Origin of the sequence: Pseudonocardia benzenivorans CB1190, from assembly GCF_000196675.2 — a bacterium.
In the GTDB taxonomy this organism is placed as follows: domain Bacteria; phylum Actinomycetota; class Actinomycetes; order Mycobacteriales; family Pseudonocardiaceae; genus Pseudonocardia; species Pseudonocardia benzenivorans.
In genome coordinates, this window is record NC_015312.1 from 7,066,861 (window position 1) to 7,090,571 (window position 23,711).

Annotated in this window: 16 protein-coding genes; 12 read left to right on the forward strand and 4 right to left on the reverse strand. The window is 73.6% G+C overall.

Features of this window, described 5'->3' with window-relative positions; all coding sequences use genetic code 11:
* Positions 1 to 5: 5 nt before the first annotated feature.
* Positions 6 to 2,876: a leucine--tRNA ligase gene (gene leuS / locus PSED_RS33450; RefSeq protein WP_013678638.1), complete on the reverse strand. Its 2,871-nt coding sequence runs from the start codon at positions 2,874 to 2,876 to the stop codon at positions 6 to 8.
* Positions 2,877 to 3,101: 225 nt separating this feature from the next.
* Here leuS and PSED_RS33455 point away from each other — a divergent pair, with 225 nt between their 5' ends.
* Complete coding sequence (locus PSED_RS33455; protein ID WP_013678639.1) at positions 3,102 to 3,557, forward strand: SdpI family protein; 456 nt, start codon at positions 3,102 to 3,104, stop codon at positions 3,555 to 3,557.
* On the opposite strand, the gene PSED_RS33460 is transcribed toward PSED_RS33455, so the two are convergent.
* Positions 3,550 to 4,155 (reverse strand): YqgE/AlgH family protein, encoded by a 606-nt coding sequence (locus PSED_RS33460; RefSeq protein WP_013678640.1) that lies wholly within the window; start codon positions 4,153 to 4,155, stop codon positions 3,550 to 3,552. The genes PSED_RS33455 and PSED_RS33460 overlap by 8 nt on opposite strands.
* 35 nt (positions 4,156 to 4,190) lie before the next feature.
* Between PSED_RS33460 and PSED_RS33465 the strand changes: the two genes are divergently transcribed.
* Positions 4,191 to 5,549, forward strand: a complete 1,359-nt coding sequence (locus tag PSED_RS33465; protein ID WP_013678641.1) for an MFS transporter — start codon at positions 4,191 to 4,193, stop codon at positions 5,547 to 5,549.
* 6 nt (positions 5,550 to 5,555) lie between these two features.
* Here PSED_RS33465 and PSED_RS33470 read toward each other — a convergent pair whose 3' ends face one another.
* Positions 5,556 to 7,193 carry a CCA tRNA nucleotidyltransferase gene (locus PSED_RS33470; RefSeq protein WP_013678642.1) on the reverse strand — a complete coding sequence of 546 codons (1,638 nt, stop codon included), beginning with the start codon at positions 7,191 to 7,193 and terminating at the stop codon, positions 5,556 to 5,558.
* 6 nt (positions 7,194 to 7,199) lie between these two features.
* Here PSED_RS33470 and PSED_RS33475 point away from each other — a divergent pair, with 6 nt between their 5' ends.
* The 8 genes from PSED_RS33475 to PSED_RS33510 all read left to right on the forward strand — a co-directional run bounded on the left by PSED_RS33475 (position 7,200) and on the right by PSED_RS33510 (position 17,083).
* The gene (locus PSED_RS33475) at positions 7,200 to 7,694 is read left to right on the forward strand and encodes an NUDIX hydrolase (protein WP_013678643.1); all 495 of its coding nucleotides are present in this window, start codon (positions 7,200 to 7,202) and stop codon (positions 7,692 to 7,694) included.
* Positions 7,691 to 10,045 carry a DUF6049 family protein gene (locus PSED_RS33480; protein WP_013678644.1) on the forward strand — a complete coding sequence of 785 codons (2,355 nt, stop codon included), beginning with the start codon at positions 7,691 to 7,693 and terminating at the stop codon, positions 10,043 to 10,045. Before PSED_RS33475 ends, PSED_RS33480 begins: the two co-directional genes overlap by 4 nt.
* A 139-nt stretch (positions 10,046 to 10,184) precedes the next feature.
* A complete protein-coding gene (locus PSED_RS33485; RefSeq protein ID WP_013678645.1) occupies positions 10,185 to 11,891 on the forward strand; it encodes a protein kinase family protein in 1,707 nt (568 codons plus the stop codon).
* A gap of 69 nt (positions 11,892 to 11,960) precedes the next feature.
* Positions 11,961 to 12,509: an RNA polymerase sigma factor SigM gene (sigM, locus tag PSED_RS33490; protein ID WP_013678646.1), complete on the forward strand. Its 549-nt coding sequence runs from the start codon at positions 11,961 to 11,963 to the stop codon at positions 12,507 to 12,509.
* Positions 12,510 to 13,795: 1,286 nt separating this feature from the next.
* Positions 13,796 to 14,167, forward strand: coding sequence for a hypothetical protein (locus tag PSED_RS33495; RefSeq protein WP_049803570.1), 372 nt, complete (start codon positions 13,796 to 13,798; stop codon positions 14,165 to 14,167).
* A gap of 115 nt (positions 14,168 to 14,282) precedes the next feature.
* Positions 14,283 to 15,281 carry a thioredoxin-disulfide reductase gene (gene trxB, locus PSED_RS33500; protein WP_013678648.1) on the forward strand — a complete coding sequence of 333 codons (999 nt, stop codon included), beginning with the start codon at positions 14,283 to 14,285 and terminating at the stop codon, positions 15,279 to 15,281.
* Positions 15,282 to 15,370: 89 nt separating this feature from the next.
* The gene (gene trxA / locus PSED_RS33505; protein WP_013678649.1) at positions 15,371 to 15,700 is read left to right on the forward strand and encodes a thioredoxin; all 330 of its coding nucleotides are present in this window, start codon (positions 15,371 to 15,373) and stop codon (positions 15,698 to 15,700) included.
* Positions 15,701 to 15,916: 216 nt separating this feature from the next.
* Complete coding sequence (locus PSED_RS33510) at positions 15,917 to 17,083, forward strand: N-acetylmuramoyl-L-alanine amidase (protein WP_013678650.1); 1,167 nt, start codon at positions 15,917 to 15,919, stop codon at positions 17,081 to 17,083.
* A 49-nt stretch (positions 17,084 to 17,132) separates the two neighbouring features.
* Here PSED_RS33510 and PSED_RS33515 read toward each other — a convergent pair whose 3' ends face one another.
* Entirely contained in the window at positions 17,133 to 17,777 is a 645-nt protein-coding gene (locus PSED_RS33515) for a GNAT family N-acetyltransferase (protein WP_013678651.1), read from the reverse strand.
* A 29-nt stretch (positions 17,778 to 17,806) separates the two neighbouring features.
* On the opposite strand from PSED_RS33515, the gene PSED_RS33520 reads away from it, so the two are divergent.
* Both PSED_RS33520 and PSED_RS33525 read left to right on the forward strand, forming a co-directional pair.
* A complete protein-coding gene (locus tag PSED_RS33520) occupies positions 17,807 to 19,312 on the forward strand; it encodes an aminotransferase-like domain-containing protein (RefSeq protein ID WP_013678652.1) in 1,506 nt (501 codons plus the stop codon).
* A 52-nt stretch (positions 19,313 to 19,364) separates the two neighbouring features.
* Complete coding sequence (locus tag PSED_RS33525) at positions 19,365 to 20,312, forward strand: D-alanine--D-alanine ligase family protein (RefSeq protein ID WP_013678653.1); 948 nt, start codon at positions 19,365 to 19,367, stop codon at positions 20,310 to 20,312.
* Positions 20,313 to 23,711: the final 3,399 nt, after the last annotated feature.

Consider the following 23,711-nt stretch of genomic DNA (forward strand, 5'->3'; position numbering starts at 1 on the left):
CGGCGTCAGCCGACGATGTTGACCAGACGGCCCGGCACGACGATGACCTTGCGCGGCTCGCGCCCGTCGAGCAGCGCGGCGATCTTCTCGTCGGCCAGTGCGGCGGCCTGCACGGTCGCGACGTCGGCCGCCGCGGGGACCGTGATCCGGGAGCGCACCTTGCCGTTGAACTGGATCGGGTACTCCGCGGTCTCCGCGACCAGGTAGCGCGCGTCGGCCACCGGGAACGGCTCGTAGGCCAACGAGCCGTCGTGCCCCAGGATCGCCCACAGCTCCTCGGCCACGTGCGGGGCCAGCGGGGCCAGCATCAGCACCAGGGGCTCCGCCACCGCGCGCGGGACCCCCGCCCCGCCGTACACCTTGGTCAGGTGGTTGTTGAGCTCGATCAGCTTGGCCGCGGCAGTGTTGTAGTGCAGGGCCGGGAAGTCCTCGTGGACACCGGCGATCGCCTTGTGCAGGGCACGCAGCGTGTCCTCGTCCAGCGCGTCGTCGGTGACGCGGCACTCACCGGTCTCCTCGTCGACGATGTTGCGCCACACACGCTGCAGGAACCGCTGCGGACCGACCACGTCACGCGTCGACCACGGCCGCGACGCCTCCATCGGGCCCGTGTACATCTCGTACAGCCGGAACGTGTCGGCACCGTAGCGGTCGCACATCTCGTCGGGCGTCACGACGTTCTTCAGCGACTTACCCATCTTCCCGTACTCACGGGTGACCGGCTCGCCGTTCCACGTGAAACCACCGTCGTCGCCCTCGACGACCTCCTCGGCCGGGACGTACAGCCCGCGCGCGTCGGTGTAGGCGTAGGCCTGGATGTAGCCCTGGTTGAACAGCGTGCGGAACGGCTCCTCGCTGCTCACGTGGCCCAGGTCGAACAGCACCTTGTGCCAGAACCGCGAGTAGAGCAGGTGCAGCACGGCGTGCTCGACGCCGCCGACGTACAGGTCGACACCGCCCGGGTCGGCCGCGGAGCGCTGCAGGTCCTTGCCGACCCAGTACTTCTCGGCCTCCTCGGACACGAACCGCTCGTGGTTGTCCGGGTCCAGATAACGCAGGTAGTACCAGCAGGAGCCGGCCCACTGCGGCATGGTGTTGGTCTCGCGACGGTAGGCGCGCGGCCCGTCGCCCAGGTCCAGCTCCGTCTCGACCCACTCGGTGGCACGCGACAGCGGCGGCTCGGGCTCGGTGTCGGCGTCGTCGGGGTCGTAGGTCTTGGGGGAGTAGTCGTCGACGTCGGGCAGCTCGACGGGCAGCTCCGAGTCGGGCAGGCCGACCGGACCGTGCTCGTCCCACACGATCGGGAACGGCTCACCCCAGTAGCGCTGCCGGGAGAACAGCCAGTCGCGCAGCTTGTACTGCACGACGCTCTCGCCGAACCCCTTGCCCGCCAACCAGTCGATGATCGTCCGCTTGGCGTCGGCGACACCGAGGCCGTTCAGGCTGACCTCGTCGTTGGCCGAGTTGATCGCCGGACCGTCGCCGGTGAACGCCTCGCCGTCCCAGCCCTCCCCGGGATCGACGGTGCGCACGATGGGCAGTCCGAAGGTCGTCGCGAACTCCCAGTCGCGGGTGTCCTGGGCCGGGACCGCCATGATCGCGCCGGTGCCGTAGCCCATGAGCACGTAGTCGGCGACGAAGACCGGGATGCGCTCGCCGTTGACCGGATTGGTCGCGTACGCGCCGGTGAAGACGCCGGTCTTCTCCTTGTTCTCCTGACGGTCCAGCTCCGACTTCCGGGCCGCGGCCTCGCGGTAGCCGGCGACGGCCTCGCCCGGGGTGGCGGCCCCACCGGTCCAGCGGGCGTCGACGTCGCCGGGCCAGCGGGCGGGCACGATCGCGTCGACCAGCGGGTGCTCGGGCGCCAGGACCATGTACGTGGCGCCGAACAGCGTGTCGGGACGAGTGGTGAAGACCTCGATCGGCTCGTCGGAACCCTCGACGGCGAACCGGACGCGGGCCCCCTCCGAGCGGCCGATCCAGTTGCGCTGCATGGCCTTCACCGACTCCGGCCAGTCGAGCCGGTCGAGGTCGGCCACCAGCCGGTCGGAGTAGGCGGTGATCCGCATCATCCACTGCTTGAGGTTGCGCCGGAAGACGGGGAAGTTGCCCCGCTCGCTGCGCCCGTCGGCGGTGACCTCCTCGTTGGCCAGCACCGTGCCCAGTCCCGGGCACCAGTTGACGGGCGCCTCGGAGATGTAGGCCAACCGGAACCCGTCGACGACCGCGCGGCGCTCGACCTCGGAGAGCTCACCCCAGGGCCGGCCGTCGGGGGTGGGACGCGAACCCGACTCGAACTGCGCGACCAGGTCCTCGACGGGGCGGGCGCGGTCGGCGTCGACGTCGTACCAGGAGTTGAAGATCTGCAGGAAGATCCACTGCGTCCAGCGGTAGAACTCGACGTCGGTGGTCGCGACCGACCGCCGGTCGTCGTGGGCCAGGCCCAGCTGGCGCAGCTGCTCGCGGTAGCGCGCGATGTTGGCCTCGGTCGTCGTGCGCGGGTGGGTTCCCGTCTGCACGGCGTACTGCTCCGCGGGCAGGCCGAACGCGTCGAAACCCATGGCGTGCAGCACGTTGTGCCCGGTCATCCGCAGGTAGCGGCCCAGGACGTCGGTGCCGATGAAGCCCAGCGGGTGGCCGACGTGCAGGCCGGCGCCCGAGGGGTAGGGGAACATGTCGAGCAGGTAGACCTTCTTGCGCTCCGACCCGGGCTCGCCGGGGTTGGGCGCGCGGAACGTGCCCTCGGCCTCCCAGCGGTCCTGCCACTTGCGCTCGATGCGGCCGGCGAGCGCCGCGCCGTACCGGAACGGCGGGGTGCCCGCCTCGGCGTCGGTGCGCTCGGCCGTGGTGGTCGCGCCGGTGGTCTCCGTGGTCATGTCCGTCCGCTCAGCTCGATCTCGGTGACGGCCACGGTGAGTCCCCCGCGGACCGGGATCGGTAGCCGCGGGCGAGACGTCGGAGACCCCGGCCGGTGGGACGGGGGCCCGGCGCGACGGCGCCGGATCGCCTCCGACGCGACCGCGTCGACGCGGGCCATCTGCGACGTCAAGCGTAACGCCGCTGGCGGGAGGGCCGCGAACGGGTTGGCTTAGGCTTGACCGGTGCCTGCCACCCTGACCGTCGTCCTCGGCGCCCTGCTGATCGTGAGCGGGGCGGGCCTCGGTGCGCTCGCCGTCGCGGGTGCCCGCGGGGTCCTGCGTCCCAACCGCTTCGCCGGGGTGCGCACCCTTGCCACGCTCTCGTCCGAGCGCGCGTTCGTCACGGCGAACCGCGTGGCCGCGCCGCTGGTCGGGGCCGCGGGCGCCGTCGCGGTCGCCGCCGGCGCCGGGCTCGTCGCGCGGCCGGCGGGTGCGGTCGGGATCGTCCTGCTCGTCGTCGCCGTCGTCGCGGTGCTCGCGCTCGCCGGCATCGGCGGCGCGCTGGGCGACCGGGCGGCGCGGCTCGTCGAGGAGGAGCCCTCGGCGTGCGCCGGGGCGTGCGCGGGGTGCTCGCTCGTCGAGGGCTGCCGGCCCGCGGGCGTGGCCGGCGCGACCGGCTCCGCCACCGGCGTCAGTTGAGGCCGACCTCCGCGGGGAACGTCGCCAGCAGCGCCAGCGGAGTGCCCTGCCGCCGCAGCACCCGGCCCCACAGGTCGGCGTGCCGTTCGGTGATGACGTCGTCGGGCAGCGCGGGCACGACGATCCAGTCGCCGCGCTCGATCTCCCCCGCGAGCTGGCCGGGGCCCCAGCCGGAGTAGCCCGCGAACACGCGCAGCCCCCGCAGCTTCGGGGCCAGCGCCGCCGGGTCGCTGTCGAGGTCGACCAGCGCGACCGGCGCCCGTACCGCGACCACGCCGTCGAGGCCCGATGTCGCGACGCCCGTGCGCAGGGCGGCCAGGCAGAGCGCGGTCCGGGCGTCGACCGGCCCGCCGACGAACACCGACCGTGGCTGTGAGGACAACGCCTCCCAGGCCGGCAGCACGTCGCGGACGTCCGCCTCGCTCGGCCGGTTGAGAACGACGCCGAGGCTGCCGTCGTCGCGGTGCTCGACGACGAACACGACGGTCCGGCGGAAGTTGGGGTCCGACAGCGCCGGCGACGCCACGAGCAGCGTGCCCGGCGCGACCGGCACGGAGGAGCCAGCGGTCCCGGTGCGGTCGTCCCTCACGTCACCCATCGTCGCACCCGCGCCGGGGCAGTAGCCTTCCGGTCGTGTCCTCCTCGTCCGCCGCCACGACGGGGGAGACGACCACCGTCGGCGCCCGCGAGAAGGCGGGGCTGTCGCGGCTGTTGCGGTCCCCCGGGTACGGCCGCCTGCTGGCCGTCCGCTTCGCCACCCAGTTCGGCGACGGGTTGTTCCAGGCCGCGCTCGGCGGGGCCGTCCTGTTCAACCCCGAGCGGCAGGCCGACCCGCTGGCCGTCGCCGCCGGGCTCGCGGTGATCCTGCTGCCGTACTCGGTGATCGGCCCGTTCACGGGCGCGCTGCTCGACCGCTGGGACCGCCGCCGGGTGCTCGTCGTCGCCAACCTGGTCCGCGTGCTGCTGATCGTCGCGGTGGCGGTGCTCGTCGGCACCGGCGCCGGCGGGGTCCCGCTGTACCTCGCCGCGCTCGCCGTGGCCGGGGCCAGCAGGTTCGTCCTCTCGGGGCTGTCGGCGGGGCTGCCGCACGTCGTCGAGCCCCGGCATCTCGTCGAGGCCAACACGATCGCCGCCACCGCCGGGGCCGCCACCGCCGCGCTGGGCGGGGCCACCGCGATCGGCCTGCGCGCCGTCATCGGCTCGGGCAACTCGGGGTCCGCACTGGTCACGGCAATCGCGCTGGCCGGTCCGCTGGTCGCCGCGCTCGTCGCCGCCGGGTTCCGCCGCGGCAGCCTCGGGCCCGACCGCGTCCCGGCCTCCGACGCGAGCGCTCCGGCCACCCCCGCGGCGGAGAGGTCGGCGACCCGCGTCGTGGTCCACGGCATGACCGACGGGCTGCGCGCCGTCGCCGCCACCCCGACCGTCGCGGCCTCGTTCGCCGCGCTGATGGCGCACCGGCTGGCGTTCGGCATCGGCACGCTGGTGTCGTTGCTGCTGTTCCGGTACGCCTTCGCCGACTCCGGCGTCCTGCGGGCGGGGATGACCGGCGTCGGCGAGGCCGTCGTGCTCGCGGCCGCGGGGCTCGGCGTCGCGGCGCTGCTCACGCCGTGGCTGGTGCACCGCATCGGCCGGGCCATGACGGTCCGGCTCGCCCTGGGCGCGTCCGTGCTCACCCAGATCGGGCTGGCCGCGTTCCTGGGCATGCCGGCGGTGCTCGCCGCCGCGTTCCTGCTCGGGGCCACCGGTCAGATCGTCAAGCTGTGCACCGACGCGGCCGTGCAGAGCGAGACCGGCGACGACGTCCGCGGCCGCGTCTTCGCGCTCTACGACGCGCTGTTCAACATCAGCTATGTCGTCGCCGTGGCCGCGGCGGCGCTGCTCAGCCCGCCCGACGGCTGGGCGCCCGGCCTGCTGGGCGCGGCGGCGGGGATCTACGTCATCGGGCTCGTGGCGCACGAGCTGCAGCTGCGCCGCCGCGCCTCCGGCAGCTGACCGGTCTCAGACGCCGTTCTCGGCCGCCCAGGCCCGCAGCTCGGCCTCGGCCTCCTCGTGCGACAGCGGGCCACGCTCCATCCGCAGCGCCAGCAGGTGCTTGTACGCCTTGCCGACGAGCGGCCCCGGCCGCAACCCGAGCAGCTGCATGATCGCGTTGCCGTCGAGGTCGGGCCGGATGGAGTCGAGCTCCTCCTGCTCGCGCAGCGCGGCGATCCGCTCCTCGAGGGAGTCGTAGCTGCGCTGCAGCGCGGCCGCGCGACGCCGGTTGCGCGTCGTGCAGTCGGAGCGGACGAGCTTGTGCAGCCGGTCGAGCAGCGGGCCCGCGTCGGTGACGTAGCGACGCACGGCCGAGTCGGTCCACTCGCCGTTGCCGTAGCCGTGGAAGCGCAGGTGCAGGAACACCAGCTGGGCCACCTCGTCGACGACGACCTTCGGGTAGCGCAGCTCCCGCAGCCGGCGGCGCACCATCTTGGCGCCGACCACCTCGTGGTGGTGGAAGCTCACCCTGCCGTCGGGCTCCTTGCGCCGCGTGTCGGGCTTGCCGACGTCGTGCAGCAGCGCCGCGAGCCGCAGCACCAGGTCGGGCCCGTCCTGCTCACGCTCGATCGCCTGCTCCAGCACCACGAGCGAGTGCGTGTAGACGTCCTTGTGCTGCATGTGCTCGTCGATCGCGAGGCGCATGGCCGGCACCTCCGGCACGACGAGCTCGGCCAACCCGGTGTCGACCATCAGCTCGATCGCCCGCCGCGGGTGCGCGCCCAGGATCAGCTTGGAGAACTCGGCCTGCACCCGCTCCTTGGTGATGCGCGCGAGCTCGCCCGCCATCGCCGTCATCGCCTCGACGACGCGCGGCGCCGGCGCGAAGCCGAGCTGCGAGACGAAGCGGGCTCCGCGCAGCATCCGCAGCGGGTCGTCGGCGAACGACTCCTGCGGGGTCGCGGGGGTGTCGAGGGTCCCGGCGGCCAGCGCGGCGAGACCGCCGTGCGGGTCGACGAAGCGGCGCTGGCCGTCGGGCGCGTGCACCTCGACCGCCATGGCGTTCACCGTGAAGTCGCGGCGGACCAGGTCGCCCTCGATCGAGTCGCCGAAGCGGACGATCGGGTTGCGCCCGACGCGGTCGTAGGCGTCGGCGCGGAACGTCGTGATCTCCAGGACGTGGTCGCCGCGGCGCGCGCCGATCGTGCCGAAGTCGATGCCGGTGTCCCAGACGGTGTCGGCCCAGCCCGCGAGCAGCTCCTGGATCCGCTCGGGGCGCGCGTCCGTCGTGAAGTCCAGGTCCCCGCCGGCAGCGGCACCGCGGCCGAGCAGCGCGTCACGGACGCTGCCGCCGACCAGGTAGAGCACATGGCCCGCCGCGCGGAAGCGCTCGCCGAGCTCGTCGGCGACCGCGGGGATGGCGAGCAGGTCCACGAGGACATTCTCCTGGGCGCGACGCAGGTCCGCGTCGTCCGAGGCGTCGCCCGGCCGGGCGGGCGTGCCCGGGGTCGCCTCGGCGGTCACCGAGGCGGCCGACGAGCCGGGGATCAACAACGGGGAAGACACGGCGGGCCAGTCTAGGCAACGCGTTCCGACGCCCGCGTCCGGATTCCGCTCACGGGCCGCGGCGAGTACCGGGCCGGCCGTGCCCTGGATCGTTACCATCGGGCCATGTCCACCTCGCGCGGTCGCTCAGGAGGGCGCCGCGCGGGTCGACCACCCGAGCGCAGGCGCCGGCTGCGCACCGTCGACGAGACGTCCGCGGGTGGGCTCGTCGTCGACCACGAGCGCGGCAGCGCGGCCATCATCGGCCGGCTCGACCGGCGCGGCCGGCTGCTCTGGTCGCTGCCCAAAGGGCACATCGAGGCTGGTGAGACGGCAGAACAGGCGGCGGTGCGCGAGGTCGAGGAGGAGACCGGCATCATCGGGCGGGTGGTCGCACCTCTGGGCACCATCGACTTCTGGTTCGTCGCCGAGGACCGCCGTGTGCACAAGACCGTGCACCACTTCCTCCTGCGCGCGCTCGGTGGTGAGCTGTCGGATCTCGACGTCGAGGTGTCCGAGGTGGCGTGGGTGCCGCTCGAGGAGCTGGAGTCGCGCCTCGCCTACGCGGACGAACGGCGGCTGATCCGCCGGGCCACCCAGTTGCTGGAGGAGTCGGCGTGAGAGCGGTCGCGACCCTGGTCGCGATCGCGCTGCTGATGCTCGCCGGCCCGCTCGCCGGCCAGGCACTCGCCGCGCCGGCGGAGCCGGACGCCGGGCCCGCCGTGTCGGTGGATCTGGCGCTCGACCAGCTGACCCCGCGGGTCGCGACCCTCGACGGCCCCACATTCGTCACTGTGACGGGAACCATTCGCAACAGCGGTGCCCTGCCGGTGTCCCAGCTGGGTGTGCGACTGCAGCGCGGCGACGCCCTGCGCACGGCCTCCGACGTCGAGTCCGCACTCGCCGGCCGCGCGGGCACCGACACGGTCACGCCGGCGTTCGTCGACGTGCCGGGGACGCTCGCGCCCGGGGACACCGTGCACTTCAGCGTCGAGGCACCGCTGCGCGGCACCGGCGGCTCGGGCCTCGCGATCGACCGGCCCGGCACCTATCCGCTGCTGGTCAACGTCAACGGCGAGCCCGACGGTCAGCCGCGGGCCCGGCTCGCCGCGACCCGGATGCTGCTGCCGGTCCTCTCCCTGCCGGCCGACGCGGTCGACGGCGCGCTGGAGCCCGCCGTCCCGGCGACGACCACCGGCCCGGCCCGGCCCTTCACGATGCTCTACCCGATCGTCGACGTGCCGCACCGGCTGCCGGGCGTCCCCGGCGAGACCACCACGTTGACCGACGACGACCTCGCCCGCTCCTTCGCCCCGGGCGGGCGGCTCGACGGGCTCGTCAGCGCACTCGCCCAGCGCGCCCCGTCCGGCTCGGCGCTGCGCTCGGGGATCTGCGTCGCCGTCGACCCCGATCTGCTGCAGACGGCCGAGGCCATGGCCGAGGGCTACCAGGTCCGCGGTGCCGGCGGCGCGCTCACCCCCGGAAGCGGCGCCGACGCCGCCCGGCAGTGGCTCGCCGCGCTGACGTCGACGGTGCGCGGCGGCTGTGTCGTCGCGCTGCCGTTCGCCGACGCCGATCTCGTCGCCCTCGCCCGCGGCGGCCAGGGCACGACCGCGGCAGAGGCCGTCACCGGCGGGCGCGACGTCGCCGCCGACATCCTCGACACCCCGCTGCAGACCGGCATCCTCTGGCCCGCCGACGGGGTCGTCGACGACGAGACCGTCGACGCCCTGGCCGGGTCCGCCCGGCTCACCGGCCTCGTGCTCTCCGCCGACGGCATCGCCGGCTCCGGGCGGTCGGGTGTCGTGCCGCTGCGCGAGGGGCCGAGCGCGTTGCTCACCGACCCCCTGCTCACCGCCGCAGCCACCCCCGGCACCGATGTGCCGACCGGCTCGGGTGCGCCCGTCGCCAGCTCCGCGGTGCCCGTCTCGACGCCCCTGTCCACTCAGGACACCATCGGTACGCTCGCGTTCCGCGCCACCTCCGGCGGCAGCGCCTCGGCCGCAGGGACCTCCGGGACCTCGGGACAGGCGCCCCTGGTCCTCGCCCCGCCGCACCTGTGGGGCGCCGACGGCGCCGGGGCCGACGCGCTGCTGTCGGCGGCGTCGCTGCTCGTCGACAACGGCCTGCTCGTCCCGCGCCCGCTCTCGGCGACCGGCGCGACGGGCCGCGACGCGACGCTGCTCTACCCGCTGCAGGCGGGCGGCGACGAGATTCCGGCGACGACCGTCGATCGGGTCGGCGCGTTGATCGCCGACGTCGACTCGATGTCGGCGGCCGCGATCGAGGAGCCCGGTGCCGACGTCACCCCCGCGGCCGTGTTCGACCCGCTGCGCCGCTCGATGCTGCGGCCGGTGTCGGCGTCGTGGCGCGGCCGGCCCGCCCTCGCGGCGACCGCAGCCGACCTCGCCGCCATCAGGCTCGACGAGCTGCGCGGCACGGTGCGCGTCCTGGAGCCGCCCGGGCCCTACTCGCTGGGCACCTCGGACGCGCCGCTGCTGCTCACGGTGTCCAACGGGCTGCCCGTCGCGCTCGACGTCCGCGTCGTCATCGCGAGTACCGCCGGCCTGCAGGTCAGCCCGATCCCCGACCAGCGGGTGCCCCCGCTCGGCCGGATCCAGGTCCGCGTCAGCGCCCAGGTCGTGCGCGCGGGCCAGTTCGCCGTCGACGCGATCGTCCAGACACCGAAGGGCGACATCCTCGGCCCGCCGACGCGGCTGCAGGTCCGTTCTACGGCCTACGGCACCGTCACCGTGTGGCTGACGGTGATCGCGGGCGGCCTGCTCGTCCTGCTCGTGGCGCGCCGGATCCTGCGTCGCGTCAAGGGGGGCTCCGGACCGCCGTCGGGCCCGCGGACGGGAGCGCCGCCGGGACCCGGCGATCTTCCCGGCCCACCGGGACCCGTCGGCCGGACGCCCGTACGACCCGAGCACGCGGCGACCGCACCCACCGTTCCGATCAGGTCGGACTGACGAGAACCCTCTCACGTGGTCGTTCCCGTCCGACGCGCCCGCATCGTCCTGTCGTCGCGATGCCCGCCGCTGTCGTAGGCTTGCCCGGGGGAGTCGTAACCGGACGTGTGAGCTGCGTCCGCAGGGGGAGGCGGCGCTGGTGAGCGGGCAGACGGAGGAGCAGTCCGCGTCCGCGCGCACCGTGATGGCGACCGTCCCCGCCCAGCCAGGCCGGCCTGCCGCCCCACCGCCCGACGGGCAGCCCGCCACCGACGCGGGGACGACCCTGGCGGGCCGCTACCGCCTCACCGAGAAACTCGGCACCGAGCCGGCCGCCGGCGCCGAGTTCTGGCTCGCCGAGGACACCGTCCTGCGCCGCGACGTGGCCGTGACCCTCTTGCGCCGGCTCGCCACCGATCCCGAGTCCGACGACCCCGACGGCACCGCCCGCGCCGGCGAGATGATCGTGCGCGCGCTGCGCACCGGCAGCTTCGAGCACCGCGGCGCCGCCCGGCTGCTCGACGTCCTCGCCCCCGGCGGCGCAGCCCTGCCCGCAGACGTGCTCGGCGCGGCCGTGAGCGAGTGGACGGGCGGCCGCAGCCTCGCCGAGGTCCTCGCCGACGGGATGCTGCGCCCGATGACCGCCGCCCGGATGGTCGAGCCGCTCGCCGACGCCGCCGCCGCCGCGCACCGGCACGGCCTCGTCCTCGGCTGCGACCATCCCCAGCGCATCCGCATCAGCTCCGACGGGCGCGCCCAGCTCACCTTCGTGCTCGCTCGCCCCGACGTCACCCCCGCCGACGACGTGCGCGGTCTCGGCGCCGTCCTCTACGCACTGCTCACCGGCAGGTGGGCGCTCTCGGGTGCCGACGCGGCGCGCGCGGGCATGGAGGTCGCGGAACGATGCCGGCCGACCGGCTCCGCGGCCGCCACACAGGGCAAGGACGCCGAGCTCACGGGACCGGTCGTCCCGCCCTCCGACGTGCGGCCCGGTGTGCCGGTCGAGCTCGACGCGGTCGCGGTCGGCGCACTGGCTCCCGACTCCGACGGCGACACCACGAGCCCCAAACGTGTCCGGACCGCAGCGGCCGTGCACCGGATGCTGTCCGAGGTCGTCAGCGAGGACGACAAGAACGCCCTCTTCCCGCCGGTGCACGACGGGCTGCCGCCCGCGCCCGGCGACGTCTGGCAGGACTCGTCGCGCGCCCGGCGCCCCCCGGACCCCGACCGCCGCCGCAAGCTGATGATCGGGCTCGTCGTCCTCGGGGTCGGGGTACTCGTGGTGCTCGGCTACCTCGGGCTGGTGCTCGGGTCTGTCTTCGGCGACTCGTCCGGGGCCCCGAAGATCGTCGTCAGCGCGCCGACGGCGCCCGGCGGCGGGGTCGTGGCCGGTGCTGCGCCGCAACAGGCGCCACCCGCCGCGACCAGCGCCGTCGCCCCCGCGGGCGTCGAGGTCTTCGACACGACGTCCGACCCCGACAACGCCGGCCGCATTTCTCGTGTCATCGACGGGAACCCCACGACGAGCTGGCGGACCTACGAGTACCGGCAGCAGTTCCCCGCGCTCAAGCCCGGGGTCGGCGTCATGGTGTCCTTCGCGTCGGCCGTGCAGCTGTCGAGCCTGTCGATCGAGTCGCCGAGCAACGGCACGATCGTGGAGATCCGGTCGGCCACCAGCGCCGACGCGGACCTCGCCGACACCGTGCCGATCGCGCGGGCGACCCTGCAGTCCGGCGTCACCCAGGTCTCGCTGGCCCAGAGCCAGCCCGTCCAGCACCTGCTGGTCTGGATCACCAAGCTCGGCGGCGACGGCGACACCCACGTCACCGAGATCGACGAGATGACCTTCCAGCGCGCGGGCGTCTGACCGCTCGCGCCTGCGAACACCTCGGCCGAACCCGCTCGACGGTGGGCCCCGCCGACCTAGCGTGCCCGCGTGTCCGCCCCCGCCCTCGACGACGTGGCCCTCGTCGCGGCACACCGCGCGGGGGACCCGCAGGCCTTCGACGAGCTGGTGCGCCGCCACGGCGACCGGCTGTGGGCGGTCGCGTTGGGGGTGCTGCGGGATCGGGAGGAAGCCCGTGACGCGGTGCAGGAATCCCTGCTCACAGCTTTTCGTCGGCTTGACGGTTTTCGCGGCGAGGCCGCACTGAGCACCTGGTTGCACCGGATCCTCGTCAACGTCTGCCTCGACCGGCTCCGGCGCGCGCAACGGCGGCGGACCGTCCCCCTGCCCGAGCACGACGTCCCCGACGGACGCCCCGATCCCGGCCGCGCCGTCGCCACCCGCCTCGACGTGACCCAGGCGCTCGCGACGTTGCCCGTCGACCAACGGCTCGCGATCGAGCTCGTCGACGTGCTGGGCCACCCGGTCGCCGAGGCGGCGCGGATCCTCGACGTGCCCACGGGCACCGTGAAGAGCCGTTGCGCGCGGGGCCGGCTGCGGCTCGCGACCCTGCTCGGCCACCTGCGCGAGGAGTCCTGATGACCTGGTCCGCGCACCTGCGCCTCGCCGAGCTCGACGCCGGATCGTGCTGCGACGGCGACTGCTCCTGCGACCTGCTCGCGGCTGCCGGTACCGACCCGGACGCCGCACGGGTCCTCTCCGCCCTCTCCGCGGTGCGGTCCGAGCTCGGCGCCGTCGTCCGCGACCCGATGCCGGACGACGTCCGCACCGGCATCCTCGACGCCGTTGCCGCGCTGCGAGCCGAGGGCGCGGAACCGTACCCGGCGCCGGCCGATGTCCTGCGGCACTCCGGACGTACACCCGCGGCGCTACGGGCCCCCAGCACCCACCCGGTGGTTCCCGGATCGGCACAGCCCGCGGTGTACGAGCCTGCGGGGTCCGACCCGACAACGCTCCAGCCCGCGGTGTCCAGCCCCGCAGCGCCCCAACCCGCGGCGTCCACCCCGGCAACGCCCCAACCCGCAGCGTCCACCCCGGCAACGCCCCAACCCGCAGCGTCCACCCCGGCAACGCCCCAACCCGACGGTTCGCAGCCCGTCGTGGCCCAGCCCGCCGCGTCCCAGCTCGCGGTGTCCCAACCCGGTGTGCCCGAGCCCACCGCGTCGCAGCCCACCGCGTCGCAGCCCACCGAGTCGCAGCCCACCGAGTCGCAGCCCACCGAGTCGCAGCCCACCGAGTCGCAGCCCACCGAGTCGCAGCCCGCGGCCGGGCCCGGACCCGCGGTCCCCAACCCGACACCCGCGGGCCCCACGGCCCGCAACCCGGCAGCGGCCCAACCCGCCGGGCCCCAACCCGCCGCGCCCGCGCCTGCCGGGCTCCCGCTTGTCGTGTCGCAACCTGTCGTGTCGCCAGCCGGGGTGCCCGGGCCCGTCGCGTCCGACTCGGCAGCGCCCCGACCCGGGCTGTCCGACCCGGCGCCAACCCGACCCGCGGTGTCCGACCCAGCAGCGCCCCCACCCGCTCTCTCCCCGCCGGCGGCCTCCCAGCCCGTGGAGGGGCCTTCCGGACGCCCAGTACGCGCGACGACGCGTCCGGGGACGGTGCGGGATCGCGGCGGCCCGGCTCCGTCCGCCCCCGGGAACACACCTCCTGCCGACGGCAGGCCGGACACTCCGGTCCCGCATCGCGACCCGCGGCCGGGACCCGGCTCGACGATCACGACCGGGGCAGCCGCGCCGCGCATGCCGGGCTCGACACGAGCGGCGCGGTTCCTCGGCGGCCGGGGGCGACGTCGTCGGGAAGCCCCCGACCGACCCGGAGGACGCCCGTCGCACCGCGTCCGGGTCGGGACGGGGGTCGCCGCGGTGGTGCTGGCCGTCGTCGGAGGAGTGCTGTGGTGGTCGCCGAGCGGGACGCCGCGGGATCCGGACACGCTCCGGGCGGCCGCGGCGCCCTCGGCCGTACCCGAGGGACCGTTGTCCGACCCCGCACGGCAGGCTGCATGCCTGGCCGCGGTGGGCGTCGCGACGCCCCCGGTGCGCGCACCCTCGGCGTCCACCGCGAGCACGCCACCGGCACCCGCGCTCGCGACGCGCCGGGTGCTGGTCGACGGGGCTCCCGGGGTCCTGCTGGTCCTGCCGACCGGGGATCTCGGCCGGTTCCGGCTGCTCGTCGTCGATCCGGAGTGCGGTTCCGGCGGCGGGCACGTGCTGGCCGACCAGGTCGTCGCGCGGTGACCACCCCGACGTGACCGGGGCCTCCACGGGGAATGACCACTTCTAGACTCGCGTTGACTCAACCGGATGGCGGGCCGACCGGCTCGCCCCGACGTACGGGGAAGGGACTGCTGCGGTGAGCACCGACGACGTCCGGGAACTGATCATCATCGGGTCGGGCCCGGCCGGCTACACGGCTGCCGTCTACGCCGCGCGCGCCCAGCTCGCGCCGCTCGTGTTCGAGGGGTCCCAGTTCGGCGGCGCCCTCATGACGACGACCGAGGTGGAGAACTACCCGGGCTTCACCGACGGGATCATGGGCCCGGAGCTCATGGAGCAGATGCGCAACCAGGCCAAGCGTTTCGGCGCGGAGCTGCGCTCCGAGGACGTCGACTCCGTCGACCTCACCGGCCCCGTCAAGAGCGTCACCGCTCACGGCGAGACCTACCGGGCCCGCGCCGTCATCCTCGCGACGGGTGCCGCTGCGCGCTACCTGGGCGTCCCCGGCGAGCAGGAGCTCCTCGGCCGCGGCGTCTCGGCCTGTGCCACGTGTGACGGGTTCTTCTTCCGCGAGCAGGACATCGCCGTCATCGGCGGCGGCGACTCCGCGATGGAGGAGGCCACCTTCCTCACCCGATTCGCCCGCTCGGTGACGATCGTGCACCGCCGGGAGGAGTTCCGGGCCTCGCGCATCATGCTCGAGCGCGCCCAGAACGACCCGAAGATCAAGTGGCGCACCAACGCCGAGGTCGTCCGCGTCGACGGCGACGGGTCGGTGGCGCACCTGCGCCTGCGCGACACCGTGACCGGCGAGGAGTCGACGCTCGACGTGACGGGGATGTTCGTCGCGATCGGACACGACCCGCGCAGCGAGCTGGTCCGTGATGTCCTCGACGTGGACGACGACGGGTACGTGAGGGTCGACTCCCCGTCGACGCGCACCGCCGTCGAGGGTGTCTTCGCGTGTGGTGACCTCGTCGACCATTCCTACAGGCAGGCGATCACGGCGGCGGGCTCGGGCTGTTCCGCGGCGATCGACGCCGAGCGCTGGCTCGCCGAGGCGCCGATCCCGGCCGAGCTGGCGGGCGGCGGCTACGGCACCGCGGCTCCCGAGGCAGCGGCTGCCGCGCACTGACGCGGCACTGACGCGGCACTGACGCGGGCGCCGCTCCCGACCGACAGACCACCACCTCCGTCGACCATCTCGTGAAGGGCAGAAACACGATGGGCAACAACACCGTGGACGTCACCGACGCCTCGTTCGAGGCGGACGTCCTGAAGAGCGACAAGACGGTCCTCGTGGACTTCTGGGCCACCTGGTGCGGTCCGTGCAAGATGGTCGCCCCGGTTCTCGACGAGATCGCCGGCGAGCACTCCGACAAGCTGACGGTCGCGAAGCTCGACATCGACGTCAACTCGAAGACCGCCGCGGCCTATCAGGTCATGTCGATCCCGACCATGATCCTCTTCAAGGACGGCAAGCCGGTGAAGACGATCGTCGGCGCCCGACCCAAGGCCGCGCTGCTGTCCGATCTGGCCGATTACATCGGCTGAGGTTCGCGCCACTGTCGACCGAGTCCGGCCGGCCCGCATCGGTGGGCCGGCCGGACTCGTGCGTTGCGCCAGGTGGACGATGGTTGCCCCCACAGGTCACGAGTGGGACACGCCCGTTCACGCCCCGCTGTCCCTCGGTAGGGGTACCGCAGGGCACAATGGGCGCCGTCCGCACGCCGCCGGCGGCGGGGTCTGACGACGATCGAGCGAGGGTGCATGCAGCTGCTCCGCCGCGGAGACAGTGGTCCGGCGGTCGCCGAGATCCGGGGGATGCTGGCCCGCTACGGGCTTCCCGCCGGGCAGCAGGCGCCCCCCGGCGGTCCCGCGGAGCAGCTGTTCGACGAGCACGTCGAGCAGGCGGTACGCGCCTTCCAGCAGCGCCGCGGCCTCATCACCGACGGTGTCGTGGGGCCCGCCACCTACCGCGCGCTGCGCGAGGCCGGCTGGAAGCTCGGCGACCGCATGCTCGCACTCCTCATCTCCGCCCCGATGAGTGGCGACGATGTCGTCACGTTGCAGGAGCGTCTCCTCGAGCTGGGGTACGACGTCGGACGTCCCGGCGGTGTCTTCGACGACCAGACCGAGCGCGGCCTCAAGGGCTTCCAGCGCGACTACGGGCTCGTGCCCGACGGCGTGTGCGGGCCGCAGACGTTGCGCGCCCTGCGCCAGCTGGGCCGCAAGGTCACCGGCGGACGTCCGGGGCTGCTGCGTGAGCAGGAGCTGCTGCGCCGGGCCGGCCCTCGGATGCGCGGCAAACGCATCGTCGTCGACCCGGGTCACGGCGGGCCGGACACCGGTGTCGTCGTCAGCGGGGTCAACGAGGCCGACCTGATGTGGGACCTGGCCCGGCGGCTGGTGGGCCGGATGGCGGCGACGGGCATGGAGGCGATGCTCACGCGTCGCGAGGACACCTGCCCACCCGAGGCGGAGCGGGCCGCGTTCGCCAACAGCGCCAACGCCGATCTCGTGCTCTCCCTGCACACGGACGCGAACCGCAGCATGCACGCCCAGGGGCTCGCGACCTTCCATTTCGGCAGCGGGTCCGGGCCGACGTCGACCGTGGGGGAGGCCCTTGCCGGCCTGATCCAGCGCGAGCTGCTGAGCCGGACGTCGATGCTCGACTGCGGCAGCCAGGGACGGACGTGGGAGCTGCTGCGCCTCACGCGGATGCCGACGGTGCGCGTCGAGGTCGGCTACCTGTCCAACCTGGGCGACCGGCGCAAGCTCCTGCGGCCCGAGTTCCGCGATGTCGTCGCCGAGGGCATCCTCGTCGCGGTGAAGCGGCTCTACCTGTTGGGCCAGGACGACCAGCCGACCGGCACGTTCACCTTCTCCGACGTGCTGGCCCGCGAGATCGGCCGCAACGAGGCCAAGGCGATCTGAGCCGCCCAGGCGGCAGGCCGGCAGCGGGCCCGTCGGCGGTGCCCGGTGTCTAGCGCGCCGGGACGATCTGCTCGACCGGCGGCGCGGACTGCAGCGGGATCGTGACGCTGCCGAGGATCTGCTCGAGGGCGGCCTCGACGTCCTCCTTCCACTCCATCGCCGCGCGCAGCTCCATACGCAGCCGCGGCCACCGCGGGTGGGGACGGATCGTCTTGAAGCCGACGCCCCGCAGGAACTCCGCAGGGATGACGCAGCTCGGCTCAGTGCCGGGCCGGGCGTCGCCGAACACCTCGACGGCCTTGACCCCGCGCCGCGTCAGGTCCTTGACGACGGCCTGCGCCAACATCCGGCCGAGACCCTCGCCCGCGAACTCGGGTAGCACCTGCATGGTCGTGAGCAGGACGGCGTCGGCGCTGACCGGGCCCGTGGGCATCTCGGCCGCGCGGGGGACCGCCGACGGCGGCGCGTACATCACGTAGCCCGCGGGCGCGCCCTTGACGTGGACGATCTTGCCGCAGCTGCCCCACTCGAGCAGGACGCCGGACACCCAGGCCTCCTTCTCGAACTCCGTCGAGCCGAAGTCACGGGCCTGCTTGCCCAGGTGATCCGAGAGCTCCCAGAAGACGCACGTACGGCAGCGCTTGGGAAGCTCGTGCAGATTGTCCAGAGTGATGCTGGCGACGTGCCAGGACAAGTCAACCTCCGGCAGCAGGAGACGAGCGCATGGTGTGCGTCCGGACAGGCCGGGCGCTCCCGAGCTTAGATCGATCCAGTCGGTATCGACAGGGAATGTGCTGCGACCGGACCCCCAGCCTCGCCGAAGGGCAGGGCGTTCCCCCGTCCTGGTTACACTCGGCCGGTCCGATCGTGTTCCGACCCGCCTCCGGGAGGACCCAGGTGCTCGTCCCGTCCGCCGTTCCTGATCCGCGCGACCTCGGGACCGCCGCAGCAGCGGCAGCACCGACCGGTCGTTTCGCGGCACGGACCGCGGGCATGACGGCATCGGAGATCCGGGCCCTGTTCGCGGTCGCGAGCCGGCCGGAGGTCGTCTCGCTCGCCGGCGGGATGCCCAACCTCGCCGCGCTCCCGTTGGACGCCTTGGCCTCCGAGGTCGGCGAGCTCGTCGCGGCCGAGGGACAGACCGCGCTGCAGTACGGCTCGGCGCAGGGCACTCCCGCGCTGCGCGAGCAGATCTGCGAGGTCATGCGCCTCGAGGGCATCAACGCCGACCCGTCCGACGTCGTCGTCACCGTCGGTTCCCAGATGGCGCTCGACCTGATCACCCGGATCTACTGCGACCCGGGCGACGTGGTGCTGGCCGAGGGCCCGTCGTACGTGGGTGCGCTCGGCTCGTTCGCGGCCTACCAGGCGCGCGTCGTCCACATCGAGATGGACGCGCACGGACTCGTGCCCTCGCTCCTGCGGAGTGCGCTCGAATCCCTTGCGCGGCAAGGGATCACACCCAAGTTCCTGTACACGATCCCGAACTTCCACAACCCTGCGGGCGTCACGCTCGCCGTGGAGCGGCGCCCGGAGATCCTGGAGATCTGCGCCTCGTACGGGGTCGCCGTCGTCGAGGACAACCCCTACGGGCTGCTCGGTTTCTCCGGGACGATCTACCCGGCGCTGCGGTCGCTGGACCGCGACGTGGTGTACCTCGGGTCGTTCTCGAAGACCTTCGCCTCGGGTCTGCGGGTCGGCTGGGCGCTCGTGCCGCCGGCGGTGCGGGACCGGCTGGTCCTCGCCGCGGAGTCCGCCACCCTGTGCCCCCCGACGTTCAACCAGATGATCGTCAGCCGCTACCTGCAGACGCAGGACTGGCAGAGCCAGATCAAGACGTTCACCGAGGCCTACCGGGAGCGGCGCGACGCCATGCTCTCCGCCCTCGAGACGTACCTGCCCCCGGGCTGCAGTTGGAACGTGCCCGACGGCGGGTTCTACGTCTGGCTCACCGTGCCCGAGGGGGTGGACACGAAGGCGATGCTCCCGCGCGCCGTCACCGCCCGGGTTGCGTACGCGTCCGGGACCGGCTTCTACGCCGACGGCTACGGCAGCCGCCAGCTCCGGCTCTCGTTCTGCTACCCGACGCCCGAGCGCATCACCGAGGGTGTCCGGCGGCTGGCGGGCGTGCTGACCGCCGAGCTCGACGTCATGAGAACCTTCGGCGTACCGACCCGGGCCGCGAGCCTGAAGCCGGGACCGGGTGCACCGTCGCCCGACACCGCCTGAGGTTGTTTCACGTGAAACGTCGGCGCTCGCGCCCGACGATCGAGGAGCTGTCGTGACGGACCGGATCGTTGCCGTACTGGCCGGCGGGCTCTCGCACGAACGAGAAGTCTCGCTGCGGTCCGGCCGTCGCGTCGCGGGCTCACTGCGTGCCGCGGGGGCGACGGTCTTCGAATGGGACGTCGACTCCTCCCTCGTCGAGCGTCTGCGCGTCGAGCGGCCCGACGCGGTCGTCATCGCACTGCACGGCGGGGAAGGGGAGAACGGCGCGATCCAGGCGGTCCTCGAACTGCTCGGCGTCCCGTTCGTCGGTTCTCGCGCCCCCGCGTGCCGACGCGTCTGGGACAAGCCGACTGCCAAGTCGGAGCTCCGCCGCGCCGGCCTCGACACTCCCGACTGGGTCGCGCTGCCACACGCCACCTTCCGCGAGCTCGGAGCACGCAGCGTGCTCGACGCGATGGTCGACAAGCTCGGGCTGCCGCTCATGCTCAAGCCCGACCAGGGCGGCTCCGCACTCGGGGCACAGGTCGTCACGACGGTGGAAGACCTGCCCTCGGTGATGGTCAGCTGCCTGGCCTACAGCGACACCGTCCTCGCCGAGCGATTCATCGACGGCACCGAGGTCGCCGTCGCGGTCGTCGAGACCGACGGGGAGCCTCAGGTGCTCCCGCTGGTCGAAGTCGAGCCGCTGGGCGGTGTCTACGACTACACCGCTCGCTACACGCCGGGCAGCACCGACTTCCACTGCCCTGCGCGGCTGGCTCCCGACGTCCTCGCCCGGGTTCAGGACGCAGCCCTGTCCGCGCACCGCCTCCTCGGGCTCCGCGACCTGTCCCGCATGGATGCCGTCGTCGACGCCGACGGGAACGTCCAGATCCTCGAGCTGAACGTGTCGCCCGGCCTGACCGACACCTCGCTCCTCCCGATCGCAGCCGCCGCGGCCGACCTCGATCTCGGCGACCTCTTCGCCGCCCTGGTCGACGTCGCCGTCGCCCGCGCCTGATCCCGCGTACTCGGCAAACCCGGCGGGCCTGCGTCCGGGCAAAGCCGGCTGTGGGGGAGAAGGGGTCGCACGAACTGTCGAGGCTACGACCGCGCGGCCCGCGGGACGACCGTGGCGAACGAGACCGTCGGGGCGATCTGTGCCTGGCGGCGAGTGCAGATCCCGTGCCGAGTCGGGGCGCTGCGCCACTCGGCCGACGCCGACCTGCACGACGTCCGTCCGGACGTCGTGCTTCCCCCTCGCCGACGACCGGGTCGTCGACGGGTCCGCTGCGCGTGGGGAGATTTCCGCGGTCGCGGGCGGACCACGAGGACGACAGGGCCGCCCCCGCGCCCGTCCCGTGCCAGTCCGCTCTTGGCCGCCGCCGGCGGGTACGGACGCGCCGAGGCCGTCGCGGACCGGAGCCGGCCGATCGCGGCGGCGTTCGGCGCCGTGGTCGAGGTCGCCGTCGCTCGCTCCTGGTCCCGCGTGGCCGAGGCACCTGCTCCGCTCCGGTTCGCTTGAGGCACCCGGGGCACGACCGTCATCCGCAGCGGCTCGGGGGACGTGTTCGACGAGTGCCCCCGACGATCGGCTTGACGACGAGGTCGGTCGCAGCGAACCGTCGACGAACGCGGCGCTGCGGCTGGCGCATGCAGGTCCGAGGAGGCGATGACGACGTGCGGACCTAGCGCGCTGGGGGACCCGAGGCGAAAGAGCGACTGAGCCGCCTCCGAGGCCAGGAACGCCACGTTTGTGTTTCACGTAAAACGCAGACCGACGTCAACGTTCCTGGCCCCAGAATGCCCCTCCTCACGACGGGGCCCGCGGCGATGCGGCCCTTGCGCGCCGGGGGGCCCGAGACGAAACGAGCGACTGAGCTGCGTCCGAGGCCAGGAGGGCCACGCCTGTGTTTCACGTGAAACGCGGCGGACCGACATCGACGTTGCTGGCCCCAAAATGCCCCGCCTCACGGTGCGGTGCGCTCTGCGCCGGCTGCCGGCACGGCGCGCGGCGGCAGGACCGCCTATCCGCACCGGGCTCCGCGACCGGGAAGCGCGGCTCGGTGTCTCCCACCGTCGCTCGACCGTCTGCCGGACGACGCCGTCGACAACGGCCACGGCGTTCGCCCCCAGCCGTCGAGTGCCGAGACCCACCACAGTGACGCGCCGATGCTCGTCCACCCGAACCAGGCGACGCGGTCTGGAAGTGCGGCGAGCGCCTTCTCACGGAGGCGACCGGCTGCGGTGTTTCACGTGAAACGGCGCAGCGTCGAACAGCGGGTGCCGATGTCGCACTGACACCACGAGACCGCTTCGCGGGCCGGCTGCACGACGCCCATCTCCACGGCACCGCGACGACAAGCCGCGCCTGCAGCGAGCGCGTCGAGAGGGCAGGACGTCGAGAGGTCGAACTCCGAAACTCGTCCTCGTCGGCTACCTCACCCCGCGAGAACACAAGTGTCTGCTCCTGCAGTCGAGTATCTCGCGCCGGTTGGCCGCGCCGGTGAGTCCCGCCGTCCTCGTCTCCTGCGCGCGCTTCACGGCCGACCGGACATCACCTCGAGAAGCCACCCACCGACTCCCGTCCGAGAACGACGCTTCAGGAGCGAGACGCGACACCCGCCGTCCGCCCTCCGCGCACCTGTCGGCGGTCGCAGGCGTCCCCGCTCCCGGGCCGTCGCCGGAGCGACTCGCCGGCGAGCGAACAAGAGCGGCTCGACGAACAGAGCGACGCACCCTCTCCGAGGTGCCACCGGGCCGGACCACGGGGGCGCTCCTGACGGAGGAGCCACGAGGTCGTCGGCGAACCGTGGCGTCGCCGCGCCGCAGTGGGAGGAGCCACGGCGCGGTGGACGCGGCGGCAGCACCGCCGCCGGAGCGCGGCCCTCTCGACCGTGCAGCCACGCGAGAGAGACATGGCCCCGAGAGATGGCCCTCGGCGTACACCGGCAGGCATCGCCGACGGCTCGAACGCGGCTCAGGGGGCGCTCGGACAGCGGCGAGACGGGCGGGCGCGGTCCCCTACGGCGCGGGGCGGCCTTCCGCACCGTCTACCTGACAATCCGGCTCCGCAACCTGTCGCGCACGTACCGGCACGATCGAGGCGCCTCCCCAGATACTGGGCCGGTCCTGATCGGCCGATCGCCGTCCGCCAGCTCGTCTCCTATGGTCCTCGATACACGAGGGCGGAGGGGGCGCCGAGGTCGCAGCCTGCGGCGCTCATCGAGGAGCAGGCCCAGCATCGTCCACGCCGAACCAGGTGGCCCGACAGCCTCATCGCCCTGCCCGGCGCGTGCTGCGCACCGGGCGTGGGTCGACGACCTGCCATTCACCGTCAACGGCATGCGCGACATCGCCCCCCTACCCGCGCCGCGGTCGTCGCCCGCCGCGGCGGCCGGGCCCCGCACACCGGGGCGGAGCGGCTGTCTGTCCGCACAGGTGCGTCCCGACGAGCGGACGGCCGCGACATCCAACAAAGCGGACGACGGGGAGTTCGGAGCAAGCGCTCCTTATGGCCGTCCGCCACCAGCACGAGGACCCGCGTCGCGACGTTCCTTCGGCGCACCCCGTGTTTCACGTGAAACCGAGGCCGCCCCACACGCGGTTCGGGGGCACTACCGAATCGGCGATGGGCTGGCCGGTCTCAACACGCCAGACCCGTCCGCAGCCAACAACGACAACCTCGGCCTTCGATCTGCTGTAGCCGTACTCCACGAAACGCGCTGCGCCAGGCTTCGCGAGTGCAGGAACGGCACTTTCCCGCAGCCCAGTTGCGGGAAGGTGCCGTTCCTGCAAAAGGGTGTCAGCGTGGCGAATCCCGGCGGAGCGCCGTCGGGGACGAGGCAGCGCCTGGAGCGAGCGCGTCGAGAGGAACCGCTCCACGCTCCCCGCCCCGACCCGCCGCCGGAAATGCACCTCGAGGAGAGCGCGGCGACGTCGTCGGCAGCGGCCGTCGCCGCCCGCTGTCCAGGTCAGCATCGGCCCCGTGGTGGAGCCGGCAGGGGGCACCCGACCCATGCGCTGCCCCGGGTCACACCCCCAGGAACGGCGGACGGGAGCAGCGCGTCGCGCTGTCACCACTCCGGTCTCCACCCCGGACGCTGAGGCCCGTCCGGCGACCCGGTCGACTGCTGGGCAGGCACAGGCGTCGATCCCGCATCAGCTGCCGAACAACCCGGTCGTGTGGCCGCACGGTCGAGAGAGCCGCCCTTCGGCGGGCACAGGCGGCGATCACAGGCGAAGTCTCCGGTGGGCTGGTCCGCCTCGGTGGCGCGCCGTACCTCGACTGCACCGGTCATGTGGACCGGAAGCTCTTGAGCCGGCCGGACCCGACGATGGACGAGATCGCCGCCAACTCCACCGAGCATCGGACCTCCTCTCGGCTGCGGCGCGGCGAGGCCACGTTTGCCAACGGCCC

Bases quoted from the DNA above. Each gene is read 5' to 3' on its own strand.
- leuS (WP_013678638.1), bottom strand. From the start codon at position 2,876: ATGACCACGGAGACCACCGGCGCGACCACCACGGCCGAGCGCACCGAC.
- PSED_RS33460 (WP_013678640.1), bottom strand. From the start codon at position 4,155: ATGGGTGACGTGAGGGACGACCGCACCGGGACCGCTGGCTCCTCCGTG.
- PSED_RS33470 (WP_013678642.1), bottom strand. From the start codon at position 7,193: ATGGTAACGATCCAGGGCACGGCCGGCCCGGTACTCGCCGCGGCCCGT.
- PSED_RS33475 (WP_013678643.1), top strand. From the start codon at position 7,200: ATGTCCACCTCGCGCGGTCGCTCAGGAGGGCGCCGCGCGGGTCGACCA.
- trxA (WP_013678649.1), top strand. From the start codon at position 15,371: ATGGGCAACAACACCGTGGACGTCACCGACGCCTCGTTCGAGGCGGAC.
- PSED_RS33510 (WP_013678650.1), top strand. From the start codon at position 15,917: ATGCAGCTGCTCCGCCGCGGAGACAGTGGTCCGGCGGTCGCCGAGATC.
- PSED_RS33520 (WP_013678652.1), top strand. From the start codon at position 17,807: ATGGTGTGCGTCCGGACAGGCCGGGCGCTCCCGAGCTTAGATCGATCC.